Source organism: Sphingobium aromaticiconvertens (genome assembly GCF_037154075.1).
Classification (GTDB): domain Bacteria; phylum Pseudomonadota; class Alphaproteobacteria; order Sphingomonadales; family Sphingomonadaceae; genus Sphingobium; species Sphingobium aromaticiconvertens.
Map to the genome: position 1 here is coordinate 344,977 of NZ_JBANRJ010000001.1, position 19,335 is coordinate 364,311.

The window sequence follows — 19,335 nt, forward strand, 5'->3', positions numbered from 1 at the left end:
TTCGCCGCAACAGCCCGGCGCATCCCGATCAACGAGCCAGATCACCACATTGGGCGCGATCCAGCAGCTTCTGATCCGCCAATACCAGCGCCATCATCGCTTCGACCACCGGCACGCCGCGGATGCCGACGCAGGGGTCATGGCGGCCCTTGGTGATGATCTCGGACGCCTCGCCCCCACGCGTGACAGTGTCGACCGGCACCAGGATCGAACTGGTCGGCTTGAACGCGACCCGTATCTTCACCGGCTGGCCCGTGGAAATACCCCCGGCAATCCCGCCCGCATGATTGGCGAGGAAAGTCGGGCCATCAACACCCGGCCGCATCGGATCGGCATTCTCTTCGCCGCGCAAACGAGCCGCGGCAAAGCCATCGCCGATCTCGACGCCCTTGACCGCGTTGATGCTCATCATCGCAGCCGCCAGTTCGCTGTCGAGCTTGGCATAGAGCGGCGCGCCCCAGCCTGCGGGCACACCGCTGGCGACGCATTCCACCACCGCACCAAGCGACGACCCGTCGAGCCGCGCGGCATCCACCAGCACTTCCCAGCGCTTCGCCGCTTCCGGGTCAGGGCAGAAAAAGGGATTGCGGCCAATCTCTTCGGGGTCGAAGCGCGCCGGGTCGATCGCGTCGCCGCCAATCTCACTGACCCAGGCGAAAATATCGACCTCAGCCAACACCGCGCGCGCGACCGCGCCCGCCGCCACCCGGCTCGCCGTTTCGCGCGCCGACGAACGCCCGCCGCCGCGATAATCACGAAAGCCATATTTGGCGTCATAGGCATAATCGGCATGGCCGGGGCGATAGGCCTTGGCGACGTCCGAATAATCTTTCGACCGCTGATCGACATTCTCGATCATCAGGCTGATCGGCGTGCCGGTAGTCTTCCCCTCGAACACGCCGGACAGGATGCGGACCTGATCCGGCTCGCGCCGCTGGGTCGTGAATTTCGATGTGCCAGGCTTGCGCTGGTCAAGGAAGGGCTGAATATCCTCCTCCGACAACGGCAGACCCGGCGGGCAACCATCGACCACGGTCCCAATCGCGGGACCATGGCTCTCCCCCCAGGTGGTGAAGCGAAAGACGCGCCCGAATGTGTTGAAGCTCATGTGTCGAGCGTGATGTCCGGTGCGTCCTCGGCCTTCATGCCGATGACGTTATAGCCCGCATCGACATGATGGATCTCGCCGGTCACGCCGCTGGCCAGATCAGACAGCAAGTACAAGGCCGAGCCGCCCACATCGTCGATCGTCACGTTGCGGCGCAGCGGCGAGTTCAGCTCGTTCCACTTAAGGATATAGCGGAAATCGCCAATGCCGCTCGCGGCCAGCGTCTTGATCGGCCCGGCGGAGATGGCGTTCACCCGGATATTCTCCGGTCCCAGGTCCATCGCCAGATATTTGACGCTGGTTTCCAGCGCCGCCTTCGCCACGCCCATCACATTATAGTGCGGGATTACCTTCTCCGCGCCATAATAGCTGAGCGTCAGGATGCTGCCGCCATTGGGCATCAGCGCGCGGGCGCGCTTGGCCACCGCCACAAAACTGTAAGCGGAGATGTTCATGGTCAGCAGGAAGTTTTCGAGGCTGGTGTCGACATAGAGGCCGCGCAGCTCATTCTTGTCCGAAAAGCCGATCGCATGCACAACGAAGTCCAGCCCGCCCCACTTTGCCTCTATCTCGGCAAAGGCAGCGTCCAGCTTGTCCATGTCGGACACGTCGCAATCGATCAGAAAGTCTGATCCGACCTCCGCCGCCAGTGGGCGCACCCGCTTCGCCAGCGCCTCGCCCTGATAGGCGAAGGCGAGTTCCGCGCCCTGCGCATGTAGCGCCTTGGAAATCCCCCAAGCCAGCGACTTGTCATTGGCCAGACCCATGATCAGACCGCGCTTGCCAGCCATCAAGCCGTTCATTTTCCCGTCTCATTCCCTTGTTTGTCGGCTGTCTCACGCGATTCCTCTGTCGGGAATTCGGCGAGCGCCGCGTTCAGTTCCGCGCCAATTACCACGCCAAGCCCGACGAGAAAGAAAAAAATGAGCGTGATCATCACACCGGCCAGGCTGCCATAGGTCCGATCATAGCCGCCCAGCAGCGATAATGTGGGCGGCAACAGCAGCGTCACGGCAAACCACCACAGCGCTGTGGCGATGGCGCCGGGCCATTTTGGAAACTCAGGCCCCTTATAAGCCGTAGGGGTCAGCGACACGTAAAGCGACCACAGGGCGACGCATAATATCGCCATCGGCACCAGTTTCAGCGACGATACCAGCGCGATCGCATCGTCCGCGAAAGGCAGGATCTGATGCAGAAACTGGTCGATGCCAGTAATCATGACCTGCATCGAAAAAGCGAACATCACCGCCAGCACGCTGACCAGCGTGATGCCCACCGCGCCCAGCCGGTAATGCCAGAAGGACTTGGTACTTTTCGTTCCATAGGCGCGGCGCATGATATCGCGGATCGTTTCGATGAGGCTGCCCACGGTCCACAAGCCGACCAGCCCGCCCAGCCAAAGCAGCGGCCCCGACCGCGCGGTCAGCACATCACTGATCGGCTGACGCACGACATCGGCGACACCGTGCGGCACGGTGGTAAGGAAGGCGTTGACTGCGGAAATCCCGTCCTGCGTCCGGCCAAAAATGCTGGCGACGGCCGCGGCGACGATGAAGAAGGGGAACAGCGTCATCAACGAGAGATAAGCGAGGTTCCCGGCATGGATGAACCCGTCACTATAGGTGCCTACGGCCACCCGCTTGAATATCTCGAATGCGGAAGAACCCGGTCGCACCCTGTCGATCTGGCGGTTGATATGATTGCGCGTGTGATTGGCCAGCCGGTGGCGGCGCGACTCGGGGCTATGCGGGGAAGGTTGCACCATGCCCGACCTAACGCATCACACGCCCAGATGGGCGCGAACGGCGCGATCGTCCTGCCAACTTTCCATCAGTTGGCGGATTGCCGGGTCATCGGCGGCCACGTCGATCATCAGCGTCACCAACTGGTCGCCCCGCTTCCCGCTTTTGGCCGTGAAGCCGCGTTCGCGCAGGCGAAGCGTCTTGCCCGATGTCGCCCCAGCGGGCACGCCCAGCATCACCGGGCCATCAGGGGTCGGCACCTTGACCTTCCCGCCCTTCACCGCTTCATCCAGGGTGATCGGCAGGTCGAGCAGGATGTTGTCGCCATCGCGCGTGAAGAAAGGATGGGATTTTACGTCGATCGTGACGATTGCATCGCCAGCGCCGCCCGCCCCCGGCTGTCCCTTGCCGGACAGGCGCATCTGCGTACCCGATTCAACCCCGGCGGGCAGCTTCAGATCGATGGTCTTGCCGTCCTGCAATGTGATGCGCTGCGGCGCCAGCGTCGCCGCGTCGATGAATTGTACCGCCAGCCGATAGGCGACATTCGCGCCCTTTGGCTGGGGTCCGCGCCCAAATCCGCCGAAACCACCGCCCGCGCGGGCGCGCCCGCCGCCGAACAGCCCCTCGAATATATCGCCGAAATCGCCGCCGTCCTGAAACTCCGCCCCGCCCGGCCCGGCACCCGGTCGCCCGCGAAAACCACCGCCCGCGCCATAGCCAAAGGGCGCGGCGGGATTGCCGTCCGCGTCGATCTCCCCCCGGTCGAACCGCGCCCGCTTGTCCTTGTCGGACAGAAGGTCATAGGCATTGGTCGCCTCGGCAAAGCGATCGGCGGCCTTGGGATTGTCCGTGTTGCGGTCGGGGTGCAATTCCTTCGCCAGCTTGCGATAGGCAGACTTGATCTCCGCCTCGCTCGCGCTGCGCGCGACGCCCAGAGTGGTGTAGGGATCGGCCATGACGGGAATGTGGTGTCCTTTTTGACGGGTAGGAATGAAAACGTGCCCTTATGTGGCGAAAAGGGCGGTTTCCTTCAAGCATGCTTGTCGCCCATATCGACAGCGCGCCGCCCCAGCCCTAAGCCATGCCCCATGACCAACCCCTTTGTCCTGTTCGATGAGTGGTATGCGCAAGCGCGCGAAACCGAGGTGAATGACAGCAATGCGATGGCGCTGGCCACCGCTGACGCCGCCGGCCGCCCGTCGGTGCGGATGGTGTTGCTGAAGGGCCACGGCGCGCAAGGTTTCATCTTCTATACGAATTTCGAGGGTCGCAAGGCGGGCGAACTGCTCGCCAATCCGCACGCCGCCCTGCTGTTCCACTGGAAGTCGCTGCGTCGCCAGATTCGGATCGAAGGACCGGTGGAGCCGGTCGATGACGCCATTGCCGACGCCTATTTCGCGACCCGCAGCCGCGATTCCCAGCTAGGCGCCTGGGCATCAGACCAGTCCCGCCCCCTCCCCTCACGCCAGCTCTTCCTTGATCGGTTCGAAGAAGCGCGCGCCCGCTTCGATGGCCAGCCTGTGCCCCGCCCACCCCACTGGTCGGGCCTGCGCGTCATCCCCCACACAATCGAATTCTGGCAGGATCGCGAATATCGGCTGCACGAACGCCGCCTCTTCACCCGCACCGACACGGGCTGGGACGAAGGGATGCTGTATCCCTGAAACCCGTTCCCCTCCGCCCCATTCATTTGGCCCCATTTCATCCATTCAGGACGAACCGAGGCGCGGAAACGGCCCTCCGCTTCGTTTAACCAGAGCAAGCCCGGTCGGCCGCATGCGACGCTCCCCTTGCATTGCGGGCGTGCCGGGCGCCTGTTAGGTGTGCTTGCCTGACAAGACGGATCATCAGCGTGGGCGGGGCCGCGCAGGTTAGAGGATATACATGCGGAACAGACTGACGGCCTATATCCTGACGGGCATGGTCCTGGGGGTGCTTACGGGCTACGCGGCCAACCTCTGGGTCGGCGGTGACGAAGCCCAGGCAAAGGATGTGGCGGGCTACTTCCACCTGCTGGCCGACATCTTCCTGCACCTCATAAAGATGATTATCGCGCCGCTGGTCTTCTCCACGCTGGTCGCGGGCATTGCCCATATGGGCGACAGCGCGGCATTGGGCCGGATTGGCGGACGGGCACTCGCATGGTTCATCATCGCCAGCCTGATTTCGCTGACGCTGGGCCTCATCTTCGTCAACTTCTTTGCGCCCGGCGAAGGCCTCAATCTGGTCCGCAGTGGCGCGGATTCAGGCGTGAACACCGAAGCGCTCAATTTCCGTGACTTCATCCTCCACGTCTTTCCCACCTCCATGATAGGGGCAATGGCGGAAAATTCGATCCTCCAGATCGTCGTCTTCTCGCTGTTCGTCGGGGTCGCGCTCACCGCGATCGGGGACAAGGGAAAGCCGATCATCGCCGTCGTGGAATCGCTGGTCGAACTGATGCTGCAAGTCACCGGCTATGTCATGCGCGTGGCCCCCTTTGCAGTGTTCGGTGCGCTGGCCTCCTCGGTTACATTGCAAGGCCTTGGAATACTTGTGACCTTCGGCCAGTTGATCGGCGAATTCTATCTTGCGCTGGGCGCATTATGGTTGCTGCTGTTCGCGGCGGGCGCGATCTTCCTTGGCAAGCGGATGTTCACGCTGATCCGCTATGTCCGCGAGCCGATCCTTATCGCCTTCTCCACCGCCTCGTCCGAGGCCGCCTACCCCAAGATGCTGGAACAGCTCGACCGGTTCGGCGTGCCGCGCCGCATCTACAGCTTCGTGCTACCGCTCGGCTACAGCTTCAACCTTGACGGATCGATGATGTACGCGACTTTCGCGACCATCTTCATCGCGCAGGCCTATGGCATCGACCTGCCGATCGCGACCCAGATCACCATATTGCTGGTGCTGATGGTGACGAGCAAGGGCATCGCCGCCGTCCCCCGCGCATCGCTGGTCGTGGTTGCCGCCACGCTGGGCCAATTCGACCTGCCGGTGGAGGGCGTCGCCTTCATCCTCGCCGTCGATCATTTCATGGACATGGGCCGCACCGCCACCAACGTGCTGGGCAACGCCATCGCCACATCGGTCATCACCAAATGGGAAGGCATGCTGGAGGTCGAAGAGCCGATCGACGTCCCCCACCCCAAGGCGCCGGCGCACGGACCCGCCCATGGCCGCGCCGGGCTGGAACTGGCGCCCGACATGATCAAGCCGGGCAACAAGCGGGGATGACGGTCGGGGTGGTGAGGACGCGCCCGGCTGATGGGCAGGCGAGGCGCCCGTGACGCGCTATGCTCCGCCCTCAACGACAGCGCGAATCGCTGCGCTGGCTGTGGCGGCGGTAGCCTGCACCGGTCTTGGCGTGCAGTTCATCGTCACCTTTCACGGCACGGCGAACGGCGATGTCGTGACGACGCTCTGGACGCTGCTACGCTTCTTCACCATCTGGGCCAACATTGTCGTCGCCATCGTGATGAGTGGCGTGGCCCTAGGGCAGCGATGGGCGCGAAGGCCCGTGCTGCTGGGTGGAGCAACCCTCTCGATCCTGCTGGTCGGCATCGTCTACGGCCTGCTGTTGCGCGGCATGATCGAACTCTCTGGCGGCGCACTGCTCACCGACACCCTGTTGCACAAGGTGACGCCGATCCTTCTCCCCCTGTGGTGGCTGGTTTTCGCGTCCAAGGGCCAACTGAACTGGGGCGCACCGTGGATCTGGATGCTCTTCCCGCTGACGTACCTGCCCTATGCGCTGCTGCGTGGGCTGGTGGAGGGGAAATATGCCTACCCCTTCATCAACGTCACAAAACTGGGTTGGGCCGGGGTCTCGGTGAACGCCGCGCTGATTGCGCTGGGGTTTATCGTGGCGGGCTATGGGGTGGTCTGGGTGGATCGGCGGCTGGGGCGAACACGAGTCAAGGCCTGAAACACGCCAACATCCGTCAGGCGTTCCAGATTTCAAGCTGCTTGGGAACAGGCGCGATTTGGTCGCGAGCCAGGCCCCATTTCCGCAATGGCCTATGCAGATGGCGGCCATGCAGGCTTTCGATCAGGATCATCTCCGTCGCGTGCCAGACTATGCGCGGCACAATGCTGATGCCTCGATAAGAAGCGTAGCTGAGCGACAAATGAGGATGGAAGCTTTTGTTCACTATTCCCAACCCCTTGGAATCCAGCACTCCCGACAGCTCTCCATGTAAATGATGCAGGCCAGACAGACGATCGCTCGACTCCAGCATGCCGCCCGACAGCCGATCCAGCACGATCTCGCATCCGGGGAAGTTGTGGCCTGTGAAGGCCTGTTCCACATGATCCACCATATCCGGCAAGGGAATCGGATGCTGCACGGCCAGCTTTCCGATCGTCATGTGTAACCGCTCACGTTCGACGATCTGACGATCAAGGCCATATTGCACACGCAGTCTATCCATCAGCCGCGCCGTTGCGGGTGGCGGAACCAATATCAGATAATAGCTATAGCTCGTCTCGATCACGTTCATTCACCGACTCATGTGAAGGTGATAATAAGAACATATCAAGAACAATTTTGCAATGAGGCTTTACATTCCGGCGGAGACCTATGGAGCCTCCGCCGGAACATCGCTATTCCGCCGCTGGCAGGTAAATTTCCCCACCCTTCTCCTTGAACACCTCGCTCATCGCATCCATGCCCTTCTGCGCATCCTCAGCGGCGATGAAAGCATCGGCCTCTTGATTCTGCTTCGCCCCAAAGTCGCGCACTTCCTGCGTGATCTTCATCGAGCAGAATTTTGGGCCGCACATGGAGCAGAAATGCGCCGTCTTCGCGCCTTCCGCGGGCAGCGTCTGGTCGTGATAGGCCTCCGCGGTGTCGGGATCGAGCGACAGGTTGAACTGGTCGCGCCAGCGGAACTCGAAGCGCGCGCGCGACAGGGCATCGTCGCGGACCTTGGCCGCCGGGTGGCCCTTGGCAAGGTCGGCGGCGTGGGCGGCCAGCTTGTACGTCACCACGCCCACCTTCACATCGTCGCGGTCGGGCAGGCCCAGATGCTCCTTGGGCGTGACATAGCAAAGCATCGCCGTGCCGTACCAGCCGATCATGGCCGCGCCGATGCCGCTGGTGATATGGTCATAGCCCGGCGCGATGTCGGTGGTTAGCGGCCCAAGCGTGTAGAAGGGCGCCTCGCCGCAGGCCTCCAACTGCTTTTCCATATTCTGCTTGATCTTGTGCATGGGCACATGGCCCGGCCCCTCGATCATCACCTGCACATCCTGTTCCCAGGCGCGCTTGGTCAGTTCGCCCAGCGTGTAGAGTTCGCTGAACTGCGCCTCGTCATTGGCGTCGGCGATGGAACCAGGACGCAGCCCATCGCCCAGCGAATAGGCGATGTCATAGGCCTTCATAATCTCCGTAATCTCGTCGAAATGCTCGTAAAGGAAGCTCTCCTTATGGTGCGACAGGCACCATTTCGCCATGATCGAACCGCCGCGCGACACGATGCCCGTGACGCGCTTGGCGGTCATCGGGATATAGGGCAGGCGCACGCCCGCATGGATGGTGAAATAATCGACGCCCTGCTCGGCCTGTTCGATCAGCGTGTCGCGGAAGATTTCCCAGGTCAGGTCTTCGGCGATGCCGCCGACCTTTTCCAGCGCCTGATAGATGGGAACGGTGCCGATCGGCACCGGCGAATTGCGGATGATCCATTCGCGCGTGTCGTGAATGTTGCGCCCCGTGGACAGATCCATGACCGTATCCGCGCCCCAGCGGATCGACCAGACCATCTTGTCGACCTCGGACGCCACATCCGACGCAACGGCGCTGTTGCCGATATTGGCGTTGATCTTCACCAGGAAATTGCGGCCGATCGCCATCGGCTCCGATTCCGGGTGGTTGATATTATTGGGGATGATCGCCCGGCCCCGCGCAATCTCATCGCGCACGAACTCCGGCGTCACATAATCGGGGATCTCCGCGCCCCAATCCTGCCCGTCACGGACATATTCGGCCAGCCGGGCGCGGCCCAGATTCTCACGCTCGGCGACATATTCCATTTCCGGCGTGATGATGCCCCGGCGCGCATAATGCATCTGGCTGACATTCATGCCGGCCTTCGCGCGGATCGGGCGCTTCACCACGTTGGGGAACTGCGCGACACCGGCGGAACGATCCGGCCCCTTCAGGCCGTTATCCTCCGGCTTCACGGCCCGCGCGCTATAGTCCTCCACATCGCCCCGGCCCATGATCCAATCCCGGCGCAACTGTGGCAGGCCCGACATGATGTCGATCCGGGCGTCCGGGTCGCTATAGGGACCGGACGTGTCATAGACCCGCACCGGCGGTTCGCCGCTGCCCGGCTCCAGATGAATTTCGCGCATCGCGACCTTCAACGGCCCGACATGGACCTTCTTCGATCCCCGAATGGGGCCAGTCGTAACGTTCATTGCGACCTGCCGGTCGGCGAAGCCTCCGGCTTCGGGCATCTCAGTATGGGCGGGGACATCAGCCATTTGCGATTCCTTTTCAGACAATGACGGTGGCGCGACCCGTCAGGCCCGCCAGAAAGAGGAGAAGACCAAGGACGAGCGAGATAATCGCCCAAATGCGCGTGAACCGGATGGCCCAGCGGCCAATATCAAGCAGGGCGCGCGGAACCACGATCAGCAGCGCCCCTTCGACCAGTGCGATATAGCCGGCAAGGGTGACGATGACGGCCAGTGGATCGCTCATCGCGCGGTGGGCCATGACCATCGCGGTGCCGACGGCAAAGACGCTAAAGCCCAATGCGATGGTCAGGCCCGGCGAGCGATCCAGATCCTCCATCACCCCGCGCCAACGCGCTGGCGCGACCAGACCGCTGACGCCAATGACAATCAGATAAAGGCCGATTGCTTCGGCCAGCCGCAATGTCAGAACGGAAATCGTGTCCATCAGGGCCTCCTTCGTCTCTTCATTGGGCGAAGGACGAGGGCGGTTTCCGCATGGGGGCCGCTCCCTCCCTACGCCGGTGTCAACCGGATCAGGTTCAGCGGGTCGGGCGGACTCAAACCGCCCCTCTCAGCCATCATGGCTCCCCGGGGATATGGACAGAATAGGGGCGGTTGGGCACAAGGTCCAGCATCTTATGCCGCATACACCCCACCCCTCATCGCCAGACCTCAGCACCAAAGCGGGGCGCAAGGCCTGGCGGCACGAAACGCGGATGGTCGCGGTACGGCCGCGGCGCTGGGGATTATGGTTACTGACGCTGGGGATATTGCTGATGCTGCTGCCCGGCGCGACTGGCCTGCACAGTATCTACGGCTGGTCGCCCCGCTTCCTGGGACTGATCGCCGGGGCGCTTTCCGTCCCCCTGCTGGTGATCAGCGTGATATTGAAGCGCCGCTATCACCGTCAGCGGCAGGGCGGCATCACCCCGCGCCGGCCCACTTAGCCTTCGGTTAAAAAGTGTAGCCGACGCCCACCGCGCCGACCCATTGGTTACGGCTCCCCGCAATCGCCACGATGGGTGAGTCGGCATAGTCACCCAGCAGCCGCGAATAGCCGCCGACCGCGAACAACGCCCACCCCTTGCGCAGGTCGCCCGACAGCGACTTGCCGCCCGACACGTTGAGCGAGAGTTTCTTGAAGCCCGAACCAGTGCCCGCATCGGCATAAGTCGGCAGGCCCGAGGCGACCGAACCGGCGGCATCGACATCATAATAATAGCGACCATATTTCTTGCCGACATATTCCGCCGACAGGCCCAGGCCGACAAAGCTCGTCGTCGACAATGGCGTGAAATATTCGATGGCAGGCGTGATGACATAGCTTTCATGCGCACCCGCCACATCCTTTGAAACGGCAATGCGAGCGGACAGATTATCATAGGCACTGGTGAACACGCCCGTTTTTCCGATGCCGACAAAGCCGCCCACCTCGACCGCCGTGTCCAGCTTGCCGAGCGCCCGGATCTGATTGTCCTTGATCTGCTTGCGGCTGGTCCGGTCGAACCGCACATTGACCATCGGACCAAGCTGGAAATCCAGTCCCGTTTCATCGCGATTGGGAATGGCATCAACATAAAGGGACGGACCGCGCATCCAGAAGGCGAAATCATGCACCTTGCCGCGCGCCTGTGCGATCGGCATCGCCCGATAGTCGTCCGACCCTTCATAGCTAGGAACATAGGCACCACCGACACCGATCGTCAGGGTGCTATGCTCCTGCTCCTCTTGCGCGAAGACAGGGGCGGCAAAGGCGAACATAGTCAGAGGGAGTACAGCGGGAAGAAGACGGCGACTGTCGATCATGAATGCTATGCCCTTTATATCAATGGGGGAAATGGTTCAGGGCGGCGACAGGTTCCGTCCAACCCCAACGCCTTACAGGAAATATTTGAGCCGGATGTCCTGTTCGACCGGCGCCCCCGCAATCGCGAAGCGGGCCGACTGGAAACTGGGCGCCCCGAAACGGATCGCCGGATTGCGCGAAAAGCCCACCCCTTCGCGCGGTATCCCGGCAAAGGTATCCAGCCGCCCATTGCCATTTTCATCGTGGATCAGGGCGATCGCATAATCGCCCGGCGCCATCGTTCCCAACGTCACGCGTCCCGGCGTTGCGGCGACCGTGAAATGACGACGATCGGGATCGTCGGTGCAGTCGGGAAAATGATCGGGCAGGCGCGTGACGCACACCAGTACGCGTCCCTTGGCCGATCGCAGCCCCTCCAGCGCCATCATCAGCGGCTGCGGCTCGCTGACCGGCGCAGCACCGACCAGCGTGGCGAGTGCAACCGTACAAAGGATCAATCTGCCAATCATGCCAGTGTCTTCATCGTTAATGTGCCTTCATCGTGAAATCGCCCAAGCCCCGGTCGGTGCCGCAAAGCCGGTCCCAATGGCGGAAATACAGGCCATAGTTGCAGGAATAGAGGTCATGGTGCCGTTGATGATGACTGGCGGTAATCAACAGGTCTCCCAGCGGACCGCGTACCAGCCAGCGCGGAAACATTTCCCATCCCATATGATTAGTCACCCCCATGACGGTCATGATCGTCAGCACCAGTCCCAGTGCGCCGACATGGATCGGAATCACAAAAACCAGCACCGGGATCACGATCGCGCCTGTCAGTGCTTCCCAGGGGTGAAAGCTCATCGCGGCCCAGGCCGTCGGCGGGCGGCTGGCATGGTGGACGGCATGGGCGGCACGGAACAGGCGCGGCCGGTGCATCCAGCGATGCGTCCAGTAGAACCAAGTGTCATGCACCAGCAGGTATAGAAGCACCGATAAGGGCAGATACCAGAGCGGAAAGGCCGCAATGTCGCTATAGATACGGGTCCATCCCCGCTGCTGCCAACCCCAGGCGACGATCCCCGCCGGAATGCCATAGATCAGCGCAGAGGCCAACGACCAGCCGATCTCCCGCCGCATCTGCGGCTCCAGCCCCCGGTACAGACCCGGATGCCGCAACCGCGTCGCCAGCGCGAAACCGCCGCTCGCCAACAGATATCGCAGGCCAATGATGGCGCTCATCGCGAAAGCGGAAAGCAGGAGGGCGGCGACCATTTGGCGCTGCCATAGCGCATCGGCCCAGGGGCGTCACCCCGCGCGAGGGTGGAGCGACGCCAAGGCGGATGTCAGACGATCGTCGGCAAAATTCCGCCCTCGACCCGGATCGCCGCGCCATTGGTGACGGCGGCCAACGGGCTGGCGAGGAAGGCGACCATTGACGCGACCTCCTCGGCCTCGATCAGCCGTCCGATCAGCGAAAGCGGGCGCAGCGACCGGAAGAACTCAGCCTCCTGTTCCTCGACCGGCGCATCCTTATTCTCGACCACCGAATTGATGAAGCCGGCAATCCCTTCCGATCGGGTCGGGCCGGGCAGGACCGAATTGACAGTTACGCCGGTGCCACGCGTTTGCTCCGCCAAACCGCGGGCGATAGAAAGCTGGGCCGTCTTGGTCATGCCATAGTGGATCATTTCGCCGGGGATCAGCAGTGCGCTTTCGCTGGCGATGAAGATGACTCGGCCCCAATTCTTCTCCAGCATACGCGGGAAATAATGCCGCGCCAGCCGCGCACCGCTCACCACATTGACCTCGAAAAAATGATGCCAGTCGGCGTCGCTAATCTCGGTAAAGGACTTGGCCTCGTAGATGCCCAGATTGTTGATCAGTATATCGGCGTCGGGGACGGCGGCGATTAGTGCCTGCGCGCCCTCAGCCGTGGCCGGGTCCGCCAGAATCGCGCGCACCTTGCCATGGCCAGCGATCTTGGCGGCGGCTTCATCCAGCTTCGTCTGGTTACGACCTGTGATGACGACCTCCGCCCCTTCGGCGACGAGCCGCTCGGCGATGGCAAGACCGATGCCGGCGGTCGATCCAGTGACGATGGCGGTCCTATTCTCTAATCCCAACTGCATGGCGAAAGCTCCTGATCCGATGACTATGTCACACAGATAAGCGTCACGACCATTGATGATTAGAGCGAAGCCCATCACTATAGAGGTGATTTCAATGCACGAATGAGGATCTGCCATGGATAATCGTGCGGGCGAGATGGAAACCTTCCTCGCCGTGGCCGACGGCGGCAGCTTCGCCAGCGCGGCGAAGGCGTTGCGCCAAACCCCCTCTGCCATCAGCCGTACGATCGGTCGGCTGGAGGCGCGACTGGGCGTCCTGCTGATCCGTCGCACCACCCGCGCGCTGGCGCTGACGGCGGAAGGTGAGCGCTATCGAGAGCGGGTAGCGGCCTTGCTCGCCGAGCTGGACGCGCTGGAGGGCGGACTGGCCCAGGAGGCAGAGGGTCCGCGCGGGCCGCTGCGCGTCAACGCCTCCGTCCCTTTCGGCACGCAATGCCTGTTGCCGATCCTGCCGCGCTTCCTGGATGCCTGTCCGGGCATCGAACTGACCCTGAGCCTGTCAGACACCCTGGTCGATCTGGTCGAGGAGCGCGCAGACATTGCGATCCGCATTGGTCCTTTGCGCGACACGCGACTCCGCGCGAAAAAGCTGGGCCGCAGCGCAATGGCGGTCGTCGCCAGTCCCACCTATCTCGACACCTATGGTACGCCCGCCAGTCCCGCAGACCTTGCCCATCATCGCTGCCTGCGCTTCAGCTTTCGCCGGACGGTGGATAGCTGGCCTTTTCGCACAGGAAAGACAGTCGTGCAGCGGCCCGTCGACGGACCGTTCATGGGCAATTCGGGCGAAGTCGTCCGGCTGATGGCGGTCGCGGGCGGCGGCATAGCGCGTCTGGGCCGCTTCCATATCGCCATGGATCTCGCCGCCGGGCGTCTGGTCGAGATATTGCCCGACCATAATCCCGGCGATGGCGAGGATATCCATGCGCTATATGCCGCGCATGAACGCACGGCCACGCGCATCCGCGCCTTCCTTGATTTTCTGGAGGCCGAACTGGTCCTGCCGGAATAACCCTTATCCGGCGGCCAGTAAGCGCCTGCCTATTGACCCCGCGCCTTCGCCACCGCTTCCTTCAGCGCGTCATAACCAATGGCGCCATTCAACACCTGCCCACCAATCACGAAAGTCGGCGTGCCGGTCGCTTGCAGCTTTTGCGCCAAAGCAATGTTGGACTGAATCTCGCCATCATACTTGCTCGCGACCATCGCTGCCTCTGCGGCTTTGCGGTCGATGCCGACCGTCGTGGCCGCCGCAAAGATCGTGTCGCGCGTCACCTTGCCCGCGTCATACAAGGCCTTGTGAAAGGCGGGATAACGCCCCTTTTCGGCGGCCAGCAGCGATACCTTGGCCGCATCCGAACTCTGTTCGGACAGGATCGGCAGTTCGCGATAAACGACCTTCACGCCCTTGTCCTCCGCCAGCAATTTCGTAAGGTCGGGCAGCGACGCGCGGCAGTAGCCGCAGGCATAATCGAAAAACTCCACGACCGTGACGTCCGCCTTGGCCGCGCCTTCCCAGGCTCCGGCATAGGGTGTCTCGATCGCGCTGCGATTGGCGTCGATCGTGCCGCTCATCCGCTTCGACTGCAACTTCTCGATCGCCTGCGGGATGATTTCGGGATGCTCCAATATATAGTCATGGACGATCTTCTCGATCGCAGCCTTGTCGTTAGGTGCCATGGCAGGCGACTGAACGACGGCGGCTGTCCCCGCAGCGGCAGCCGCGAAGGCGAAGAACCCTAAGAGCATCTGTATCTTTCCATTGGAGAGTGCGGCGCGAAAGCCGGGTGTCGTCTTGTCTGTCATCTTTTCTTCCGCTGCGATTCGACCGCGGCGCGGCTTACCATCGCTATATCCTGTGCGCGCAGATAGTCGACCGTCCCGGCCTTCAACCCTTGCATCGCCGCATCGGCGCTACGCAGCGCCATCTGGTCCTGCCCGATCATCGCATAGCGTTCCGCTGACGCCAGCGCGGCGCGCGGAATGTCGCCGCGCCGCTCATAGACGACACCCAACTGATACCAGGCAAAAGGATTTTCCCGGTCGCGTGCTACCGCATTGCGCAGCACGGTTTCGGCTTCGGCGAAATTGGCATCCTCCTCGGTCGCGATCAGGGCGTGGCCCAGCAGCACCGCGATGAGCGGTTGGTTCGTTTCGGCCACCGCCTCCCGCAATGGCGCGATAGCCTGTTGGGGCCGTCCGCTTTCCAGCAAGACCTGCCCCTTCAACTCCAGGAAATAAGGGTCATGCGGCGCGGCGGCGAGCAGCGCCTCAACCTCGTCCAGCGCCTTTTGCGGATAGGCGCTCTTATGCCAAGCATAAGCGCGGGCATAATGGGCCGGGATCGATTTGTCGCTTTCGGGATATTTAATCAGCGTTTGCTGCGGTTCCGACACAAAGCCAACCAGTTTCGCCTTGATCCGCTCGAACCGTGCCTCAAGCACCGGGTCGACCGGCTTTTCCCAAGCGGGATCGACCGTATAGACCTCGCGCAACACATTGATGCGCTCGCCCGACAACGGATGTGTGCGCCCGTAGCTGTCGTCCTGCGGGATGGCGAGGCGATATTCCTGGTTCTGGAGTTTCTTGAAAAACTCCATGCTGCCCTTGCCGCTTATCCCCGCAGCGCTCAGATAGCGCGCGCCCGCCAGATCCGCGCTGCTTTCCTGCGCACGGGAAAAGGCCAGATATTTACCCATGGCCGCCTGCTGGCCCAGCCCCATGATGCCCATGCCCGCTTCGGCGCCGCCCGCCGCAATCGCCGCCGCGCCAACCAGCAGGCTGAGCAAGGTGATGCCGGTCGCCGCCTTCATCCCCTCGCCGGAGCGGATGATGTGGCCGCCCTCGATATGGCCCAGTTCGTGCGCGACGACGCCCTGTATCTGGTTCACATTATCGGCCTGCGCGATCAGCCCGCTATGCACCCAGACATATTGGCCGCCCGCGACAAACGCGTTGATTTCAGGATCGTTGATGACCAGCACCTGGACGTTGCGCGGGTCCATGCCCGCCGCCTTGACCAGCGGGCCGGACATGTCGGCCATGAAGGCCTCCGTCTCCGCATCGCGCAATATCTGCTGCGCCAGCGCCGGACGCGCGGCCAGCGCGATCATGACGAATAGTATAGCGAACAGGCGCAACCAGCCACGCATTACGTTGCGGGCCTATGAGATAGGGAGCCAATCACGCGCGCGCTGATGGCAGCCCCACTCTGAACCCCGCATGAAAGCGCGGGAATCGCTTGCCGTCCAAAGGAAAAGGGTCGCCACAGCCTTCCGTGCTGCGACGACCCTTTTCCATGATCCATGGCGGCCAACTTACCGGCTGCCCTTGTCGTTATTGACCGAAGGTGCGCTGCCACCAGCCACGACGGGGCGAGCCATCGGCATTCTCCCCTTCATCGCCTTCGGGTGCAGAACCTTCGGCACCGGCTTCGGAGGCCTGCGCGTCAGCCAGCGCCGGCTGCGTCGCGGGTGCAGGCGCCTTAACCTCAACCACAGGTGCCTCTTCCGTCACCACATCCGCCTTCTTCTTGCGGGTGCGCTTGGGTTTGGGCGCGGGTTCCTCGACCGCTGCTTCCACAGGAGCAGCAACTCCAGGCGCGGCCTCGGCATCGACCTTCTTCTTGCGGGTGCGCTTGGGCTTGGGCGCAACTGCGGCAGCAGGCTCTTCAACCGGCGTGACGGCCTCGACCGGCGCGGGCGCCTCGACAGCAACAGGGGCCTCGGCTTCTACCGCGACGTCCTTCTTGCGCGCGCGCGGACGACGACGAGTCTTGGGCGCTTCCTCGGCGACCGGCTCGGCTGCTGCAACCGGCGCGTCCGCCTGCGCCACGGCTTCGGCAGTCTCGGCAGCAGCTTCGCCATCACCTTCCACCAGTTCGCCAGCGGGCGCTTCGCCCCCTTCACGACGGCGACGACCACCCCGGCGGCCACGACGGCCACGACGGCGACCTTCACCATCGCCACTCTCTACAGTCTCGGCGCGCTCGCCCTCGACGTTTGCCTCGGTTTCGGCATCGGTTTCGCCAGCCTCATCCTCGGCATCGCCATGGTCAGCGTCGGTCCGGGCTTCACCCAAACCGTCTTCACGCCCCTCTTCGCCACCATCCTCACGATTGCCGCGACGGCCGCGACGACGGCGGCGGCGGCGGCGGCCGCCCTCGCGGTCCTCTCCACGCTCACCGCGTTCGGGGTGATCCCCGCGCTCGGATGATTGCTGAGCCTCTTCCTCGGCTTCTTCTTCCAGCTCGTCCTCGTCCTCGGGGATGTCGAGATCGTCATCATCCTCGACCATCGGCGCATAGGTCACGACGCGCTCGGGACGGGGACCACTGGCCTCCACCGACATCCGCGCGCCCTCGATTTCGCCATCGGGCAGGATTTCGATCCGCACGCCATAGCGCTGCTCGATCTCGTCCAGTTCCATCCGCTTGTTGTTGAGGACATAGAAGGCCGCTTCCTGGCTCGCGCGCAGGGTGATGAGGTTGCCGCGACCACGCGCAGCCTCTTCCTCCAGCATCCGCAGTGCCGACAGGCCAGCGGAAGAGGCGGTACGGACCAGGCCCGTGCCTTCGCAATGCGGACATTCGCGGGTCGACGCTTCCAGCACGCCGGTACGCAGTCGCTGGCGGCTCATTTCCATCAGACCGAAGCCCGAAATCCGGCCGACCTGGATGCGGGCGCGATCGTCCTTCAGCGCCTCCTTCATCGCCTTCTCGACCTTACGGATGTTGGAGTTCATCTCCATATCGATAAAGTCGATGACGACCAGACCAGCCATGTCGCGCAGTCGCAACTGACGGGCGATCTCGCGCGCGGCCTCCAGATTCGTGGCGACAGCGGTCTGCTCGATGCCATGCTCGCGGGTCGATCGGCCCGAGTTGATGTCGATCGACACCAGCGCTTCGGTCGGGTTGATGACCAGATAGCCGCCGGACTTGAGCTGCACGACGGGATTGTACATCGCCGCCAGTTGATCTTCGGCTCCAGCCCGCTGGAACAGCGAGACCGGGTCGGCATATTGCTTCACGCGCCGCGCATGGCTGGGCATCAGCAGGCGCATGAAGTCCTTGGCCGCCCGATAGCCATTCTCACCCTCGACGATGACTTCCTCGATATCCTTATTATAGATATCGCGGATCGCCCGCTTGATGAGGTCGCTGTCATTGTGGATCAGCGCCGGGGCAGCCGCCTTCAGCGTATTCTCGCGAATCTCGTCCCACAGGCGGGCGAGATAGTCGAAGTCGCGCCGTATCTCGACCTTGGTGCGTTGCAGACCCGCTGTGCGAACGATGCAGCCCATCGAAGACGGCAGCGCCATTTCGGCGATGATCGACTTCAACCGCTTGCGGTCGGCGGTGTTGGAAATCTTGCGCGAAATGCCGCCGCCATGAGACGTATTGGGCATCAGCACGCAATAGCGACCGGCCAGCGACAGATAAGTGGTCAGCGCCGCGCCCTTGTTGCCGCGCTCTTCCTTGACGATCTGGACCAACAACACCTGACGGCGCTTGATGACATCCTGAATCTTGTAGCGACGGCGCAGCGCCATGCGCTTGCGGCGCAGTTCGTCGGCGGCTTCATCACCACCACGGCCACGACCGCGACCACCATGACGTTCACCGCCCTGCGGTTCGCCGCCCTCGGCCTGCTCGCCCGGCTCCGCGCCATCTTCATCATCATGATGATGGGGGGCATCGACATATTCGACCCCGCCGTCGGCGATGTCGCCACGCTCAGCGCGGTCGTCATCCTCGTCGTCATAATCAGCGCGCAGCGCGGCCTCTTCCTCGGCATGCTCACGCTCTTCGCGCAGCAACGCTTCACGGTCTTCGCGCGGAATCTGGTAATAGTCGGGATGGATCTCGCTGAAAGCGAGGAAACCATGGCGATTGCCGCCGTAATCGACGAACGCCGCCTGCAGCGACGGTTCGACCCGCGTAACCTTGGCTAGATATATATTGCCTTTGAGCTGCTTGTGCTCGGCGGATTCGAAATCAAATTCCTCAATCCGGTTTCCCTTGACGACCGCGACCCGGGTCTCTTCCCGGTGGCGCGCATCGATCAGCATACGCATTGTCATTTACTATTCTCCGGCGTGAGCAACCGA

The 19,335-nt window shown here is 62.7% G+C and carries 19 protein-coding genes and 1 riboswitch; of the genes, 5 read left to right on the forward strand and 14 right to left on the reverse strand.

Annotation, left to right across the window (positions count from 1 at the left end; genetic code table 11):
- Positions 1-28 precede the first annotated feature (28 nt).
- From aroC to WFR25_RS01820, 4 genes are read right to left on the reverse strand one after another with little or no spacing between them, the layout of a single operon-like run.
- Positions 29-1,108: a chorismate synthase gene (gene aroC, locus WFR25_RS01805; RefSeq protein WP_336967949.1), complete on the reverse strand. Its 1,080-nt coding sequence runs from the start codon at positions 1,106-1,108 to the stop codon at positions 29-31.
- Entirely contained in the window at positions 1,105-1,911 is an 807-nt protein-coding gene (gene fabI, locus WFR25_RS01810) for an enoyl-ACP reductase FabI (RefSeq protein ID WP_336967951.1), read from the reverse strand. The genes aroC and fabI overlap by 4 nt, the downstream gene beginning before the upstream one ends.
- Positions 1,908-2,876, reverse strand: coding sequence for a YihY/virulence factor BrkB family protein (locus tag WFR25_RS01815; RefSeq protein WP_336967953.1), 969 nt, complete (start codon positions 2,874-2,876; stop codon positions 1,908-1,910). Before WFR25_RS01815 ends, fabI begins: the two co-directional genes overlap by 4 nt.
- 15 nt (positions 2,877-2,891) lie before the next feature.
- A complete protein-coding gene (locus WFR25_RS01820) occupies positions 2,892-3,812 on the reverse strand; it encodes a DnaJ C-terminal domain-containing protein (RefSeq protein ID WP_336967956.1) in 921 nt (306 codons plus the stop codon).
- 132 nt (positions 3,813-3,944) lie between these two features.
- Between WFR25_RS01820 and pdxH the strand changes: the two genes are divergently transcribed.
- From pdxH to WFR25_RS01835, 3 genes are all read left to right on the forward strand, one after another.
- Positions 3,945-4,520, forward strand: a complete 576-nt coding sequence (gene pdxH / locus WFR25_RS01825) for a pyridoxamine 5'-phosphate oxidase (RefSeq protein ID WP_336967959.1) — start codon at positions 3,945-3,947, stop codon at positions 4,518-4,520.
- A 220-nt stretch (positions 4,521-4,740) separates the two neighbouring features.
- Positions 4,741-6,075 (forward strand): dicarboxylate/amino acid:cation symporter, encoded by a 1,335-nt coding sequence (locus tag WFR25_RS01830; RefSeq protein ID WP_336967960.1) that lies wholly within the window; start codon positions 4,741-4,743, stop codon positions 6,073-6,075.
- A 49-nt stretch (positions 6,076-6,124) separates the two neighbouring features.
- Complete coding sequence (locus tag WFR25_RS01835; RefSeq protein ID WP_336967962.1) at positions 6,125-6,766, forward strand: Pr6Pr family membrane protein; 642 nt, start codon at positions 6,125-6,127, stop codon at positions 6,764-6,766.
- A 16-nt stretch (positions 6,767-6,782) separates the two neighbouring features.
- Here the strand turns inward: WFR25_RS01835 and WFR25_RS01840 are convergent, their stop codons facing one another.
- The 3 genes from WFR25_RS01840 to WFR25_RS01850 form a co-directional block, all read right to left on the reverse strand.
- A complete protein-coding gene (locus WFR25_RS01840; protein WP_336967963.1) occupies positions 6,783-7,256 on the reverse strand; it encodes a hypothetical protein in 474 nt (157 codons plus the stop codon).
- A 187-nt stretch (positions 7,257-7,443) separates the two neighbouring features.
- Positions 7,444-9,330: a phosphomethylpyrimidine synthase ThiC gene (gene thiC, locus WFR25_RS01845; protein WP_419723132.1), complete on the reverse strand. Its 1,887-nt coding sequence runs from the start codon at positions 9,328-9,330 to the stop codon at positions 7,444-7,446.
- A 13-nt stretch (positions 9,331-9,343) separates the two neighbouring features.
- Positions 9,344-9,751, reverse strand: a complete 408-nt coding sequence (locus WFR25_RS01850) for a DUF2065 domain-containing protein (protein WP_336967965.1) — start codon at positions 9,749-9,751, stop codon at positions 9,344-9,346.
- A gap of 48 nt (positions 9,752-9,799) precedes the next feature.
- Positions 9,800-9,907: riboswitch (TPP riboswitch) on the reverse strand.
- A gap of 37 nt (positions 9,908-9,944) precedes the next feature.
- Between WFR25_RS01850 and WFR25_RS01855 the strand changes: the two genes are divergently transcribed.
- Complete coding sequence (locus WFR25_RS01855; protein WP_336967967.1) at positions 9,945-10,253, forward strand: hypothetical protein; 309 nt, start codon at positions 9,945-9,947, stop codon at positions 10,251-10,253.
- A gap of 7 nt (positions 10,254-10,260) precedes the next feature.
- On the opposite strand, the gene WFR25_RS01860 is transcribed toward WFR25_RS01855, so the two are convergent.
- The 4 genes from WFR25_RS01860 to WFR25_RS01875 all read right to left on the reverse strand — a co-directional run bounded on the left by WFR25_RS01860 (position 10,261) and on the right by WFR25_RS01875 (position 13,224).
- On the reverse strand, positions 10,261-11,112 hold the full coding sequence (locus tag WFR25_RS01860) for a MipA/OmpV family protein (RefSeq protein ID WP_336967968.1): 852 nt from the start codon (positions 11,110-11,112) through the stop codon (positions 10,261-10,263).
- Between the two features lie 72 nt (positions 11,113-11,184).
- Positions 11,185-11,622: a DUF2141 domain-containing protein gene (locus WFR25_RS01865; protein ID WP_336967970.1), complete on the reverse strand. Its 438-nt coding sequence runs from the start codon at positions 11,620-11,622 to the stop codon at positions 11,185-11,187.
- A gap of 16 nt (positions 11,623-11,638) precedes the next feature.
- Complete coding sequence (locus WFR25_RS01870) at positions 11,639-12,367, reverse strand: sterol desaturase family protein (RefSeq protein ID WP_336967972.1); 729 nt, start codon at positions 12,365-12,367, stop codon at positions 11,639-11,641.
- A gap of 71 nt (positions 12,368-12,438) precedes the next feature.
- Positions 12,439-13,224, reverse strand: coding sequence for an SDR family NAD(P)-dependent oxidoreductase (locus tag WFR25_RS01875; protein ID WP_336967974.1), 786 nt, complete (start codon positions 13,222-13,224; stop codon positions 12,439-12,441).
- 115 nt (positions 13,225-13,339) lie between these two features.
- Between WFR25_RS01875 and WFR25_RS01880 the strand changes: the two genes are divergently transcribed.
- On the forward strand, positions 13,340-14,236 hold the full coding sequence (locus WFR25_RS01880) for a LysR family transcriptional regulator (RefSeq protein ID WP_336967976.1): 897 nt from the start codon (positions 13,340-13,342) through the stop codon (positions 14,234-14,236).
- A 29-nt stretch (positions 14,237-14,265) separates the two neighbouring features.
- Here the strand turns inward: WFR25_RS01880 and WFR25_RS01885 are convergent, their stop codons facing one another.
- The 3 genes from WFR25_RS01885 to WFR25_RS01895 all read right to left on the reverse strand — a co-directional run bounded on the left by WFR25_RS01885 (position 14,266) and on the right by WFR25_RS01895 (position 19,308).
- Positions 14,266-15,030: a DsbA family protein gene (locus tag WFR25_RS01885; protein ID WP_336967978.1), complete on the reverse strand. Its 765-nt coding sequence runs from the start codon at positions 15,028-15,030 to the stop codon at positions 14,266-14,268.
- Entirely contained in the window at positions 15,027-16,376 is a 1,350-nt protein-coding gene (locus tag WFR25_RS01890) for a M48 family metalloprotease (protein WP_336967980.1), read from the reverse strand. Before WFR25_RS01890 ends, WFR25_RS01885 begins: the two co-directional genes overlap by 4 nt.
- Before the next feature lie 184 nt (positions 16,377-16,560).
- Positions 16,561-19,308, reverse strand: coding sequence for an Rne/Rng family ribonuclease (locus tag WFR25_RS01895; protein ID WP_336967982.1), 2,748 nt, complete (start codon positions 19,306-19,308; stop codon positions 16,561-16,563).
- Positions 19,309-19,335 lie beyond the last annotated feature (27 nt).

What these genes read in the sequence shown, in the direction of transcription:
- aroC (WP_336967949.1), bottom strand. Translation starts at nt 1,108, where the DNA reads ATGAGCTTCAACACATTCGGGCGCGTCTTTCGCTTCACCACCTGGGGG.
- fabI (WP_336967951.1), bottom strand. Translation starts at nt 1,911, where the DNA reads ATGAACGGCTTGATGGCTGGCAAGCGCGGTCTGATCATGGGTCTGGCC.
- WFR25_RS01815 (WP_336967953.1), bottom strand. Translation starts at nt 2,876, where the DNA reads ATGGTGCAACCTTCCCCGCATAGCCCCGAGTCGCGCCGCCACCGGCTG.
- WFR25_RS01820 (WP_336967956.1), bottom strand. Translation starts at nt 3,812, where the DNA reads ATGGCCGATCCCTACACCACTCTGGGCGTCGCGCGCAGCGCGAGCGAG.
- pdxH (WP_336967959.1), top strand. Translation starts at nt 3,945, where the DNA reads ATGACCAACCCCTTTGTCCTGTTCGATGAGTGGTATGCGCAAGCGCGC.
- WFR25_RS01830 (WP_336967960.1), top strand. Translation starts at nt 4,741, where the DNA reads ATGCGGAACAGACTGACGGCCTATATCCTGACGGGCATGGTCCTGGGG.
- thiC (WP_419723132.1), bottom strand. Translation starts at nt 9,330, where the DNA reads ATGGCTGATGTCCCCGCCCATACTGAGATGCCCGAAGCCGGAGGCTTC.
- WFR25_RS01850 (WP_336967965.1), bottom strand. Translation starts at nt 9,751, where the DNA reads ATGGACACGATTTCCGTTCTGACATTGCGGCTGGCCGAAGCAATCGGC.
- WFR25_RS01855 (WP_336967967.1), top strand. Translation starts at nt 9,945, where the DNA reads ATGCCGCATACACCCCACCCCTCATCGCCAGACCTCAGCACCAAAGCG.
- WFR25_RS01860 (WP_336967968.1), bottom strand. Translation starts at nt 11,112, where the DNA reads ATGATCGACAGTCGCCGTCTTCTTCCCGCTGTACTCCCTCTGACTATG.
- WFR25_RS01865 (WP_336967970.1), bottom strand. Translation starts at nt 11,622, where the DNA reads ATGATTGGCAGATTGATCCTTTGTACGGTTGCACTCGCCACGCTGGTC.
- WFR25_RS01870 (WP_336967972.1), bottom strand. Translation starts at nt 12,367, where the DNA reads ATGGTCGCCGCCCTCCTGCTTTCCGCTTTCGCGATGAGCGCCATCATT.
- WFR25_RS01875 (WP_336967974.1), bottom strand. Translation starts at nt 13,224, where the DNA reads ATGCAGTTGGGATTAGAGAATAGGACCGCCATCGTCACTGGATCGACC.
- WFR25_RS01880 (WP_336967976.1), top strand. Translation starts at nt 13,340, where the DNA reads ATGGATAATCGTGCGGGCGAGATGGAAACCTTCCTCGCCGTGGCCGAC.
- WFR25_RS01885 (WP_336967978.1), bottom strand. Translation starts at nt 15,030, where the DNA reads ATGACAGACAAGACGACACCCGGCTTTCGCGCCGCACTCTCCAATGGA.
- WFR25_RS01890 (WP_336967980.1), bottom strand. Translation starts at nt 16,376, where the DNA reads ATGCGTGGCTGGTTGCGCCTGTTCGCTATACTATTCGTCATGATCGCG.
- WFR25_RS01895 (WP_336967982.1), bottom strand. Translation starts at nt 19,308, where the DNA reads ATGACAATGCGTATGCTGATCGATGCGCGCCACCGGGAAGAGACCCGG.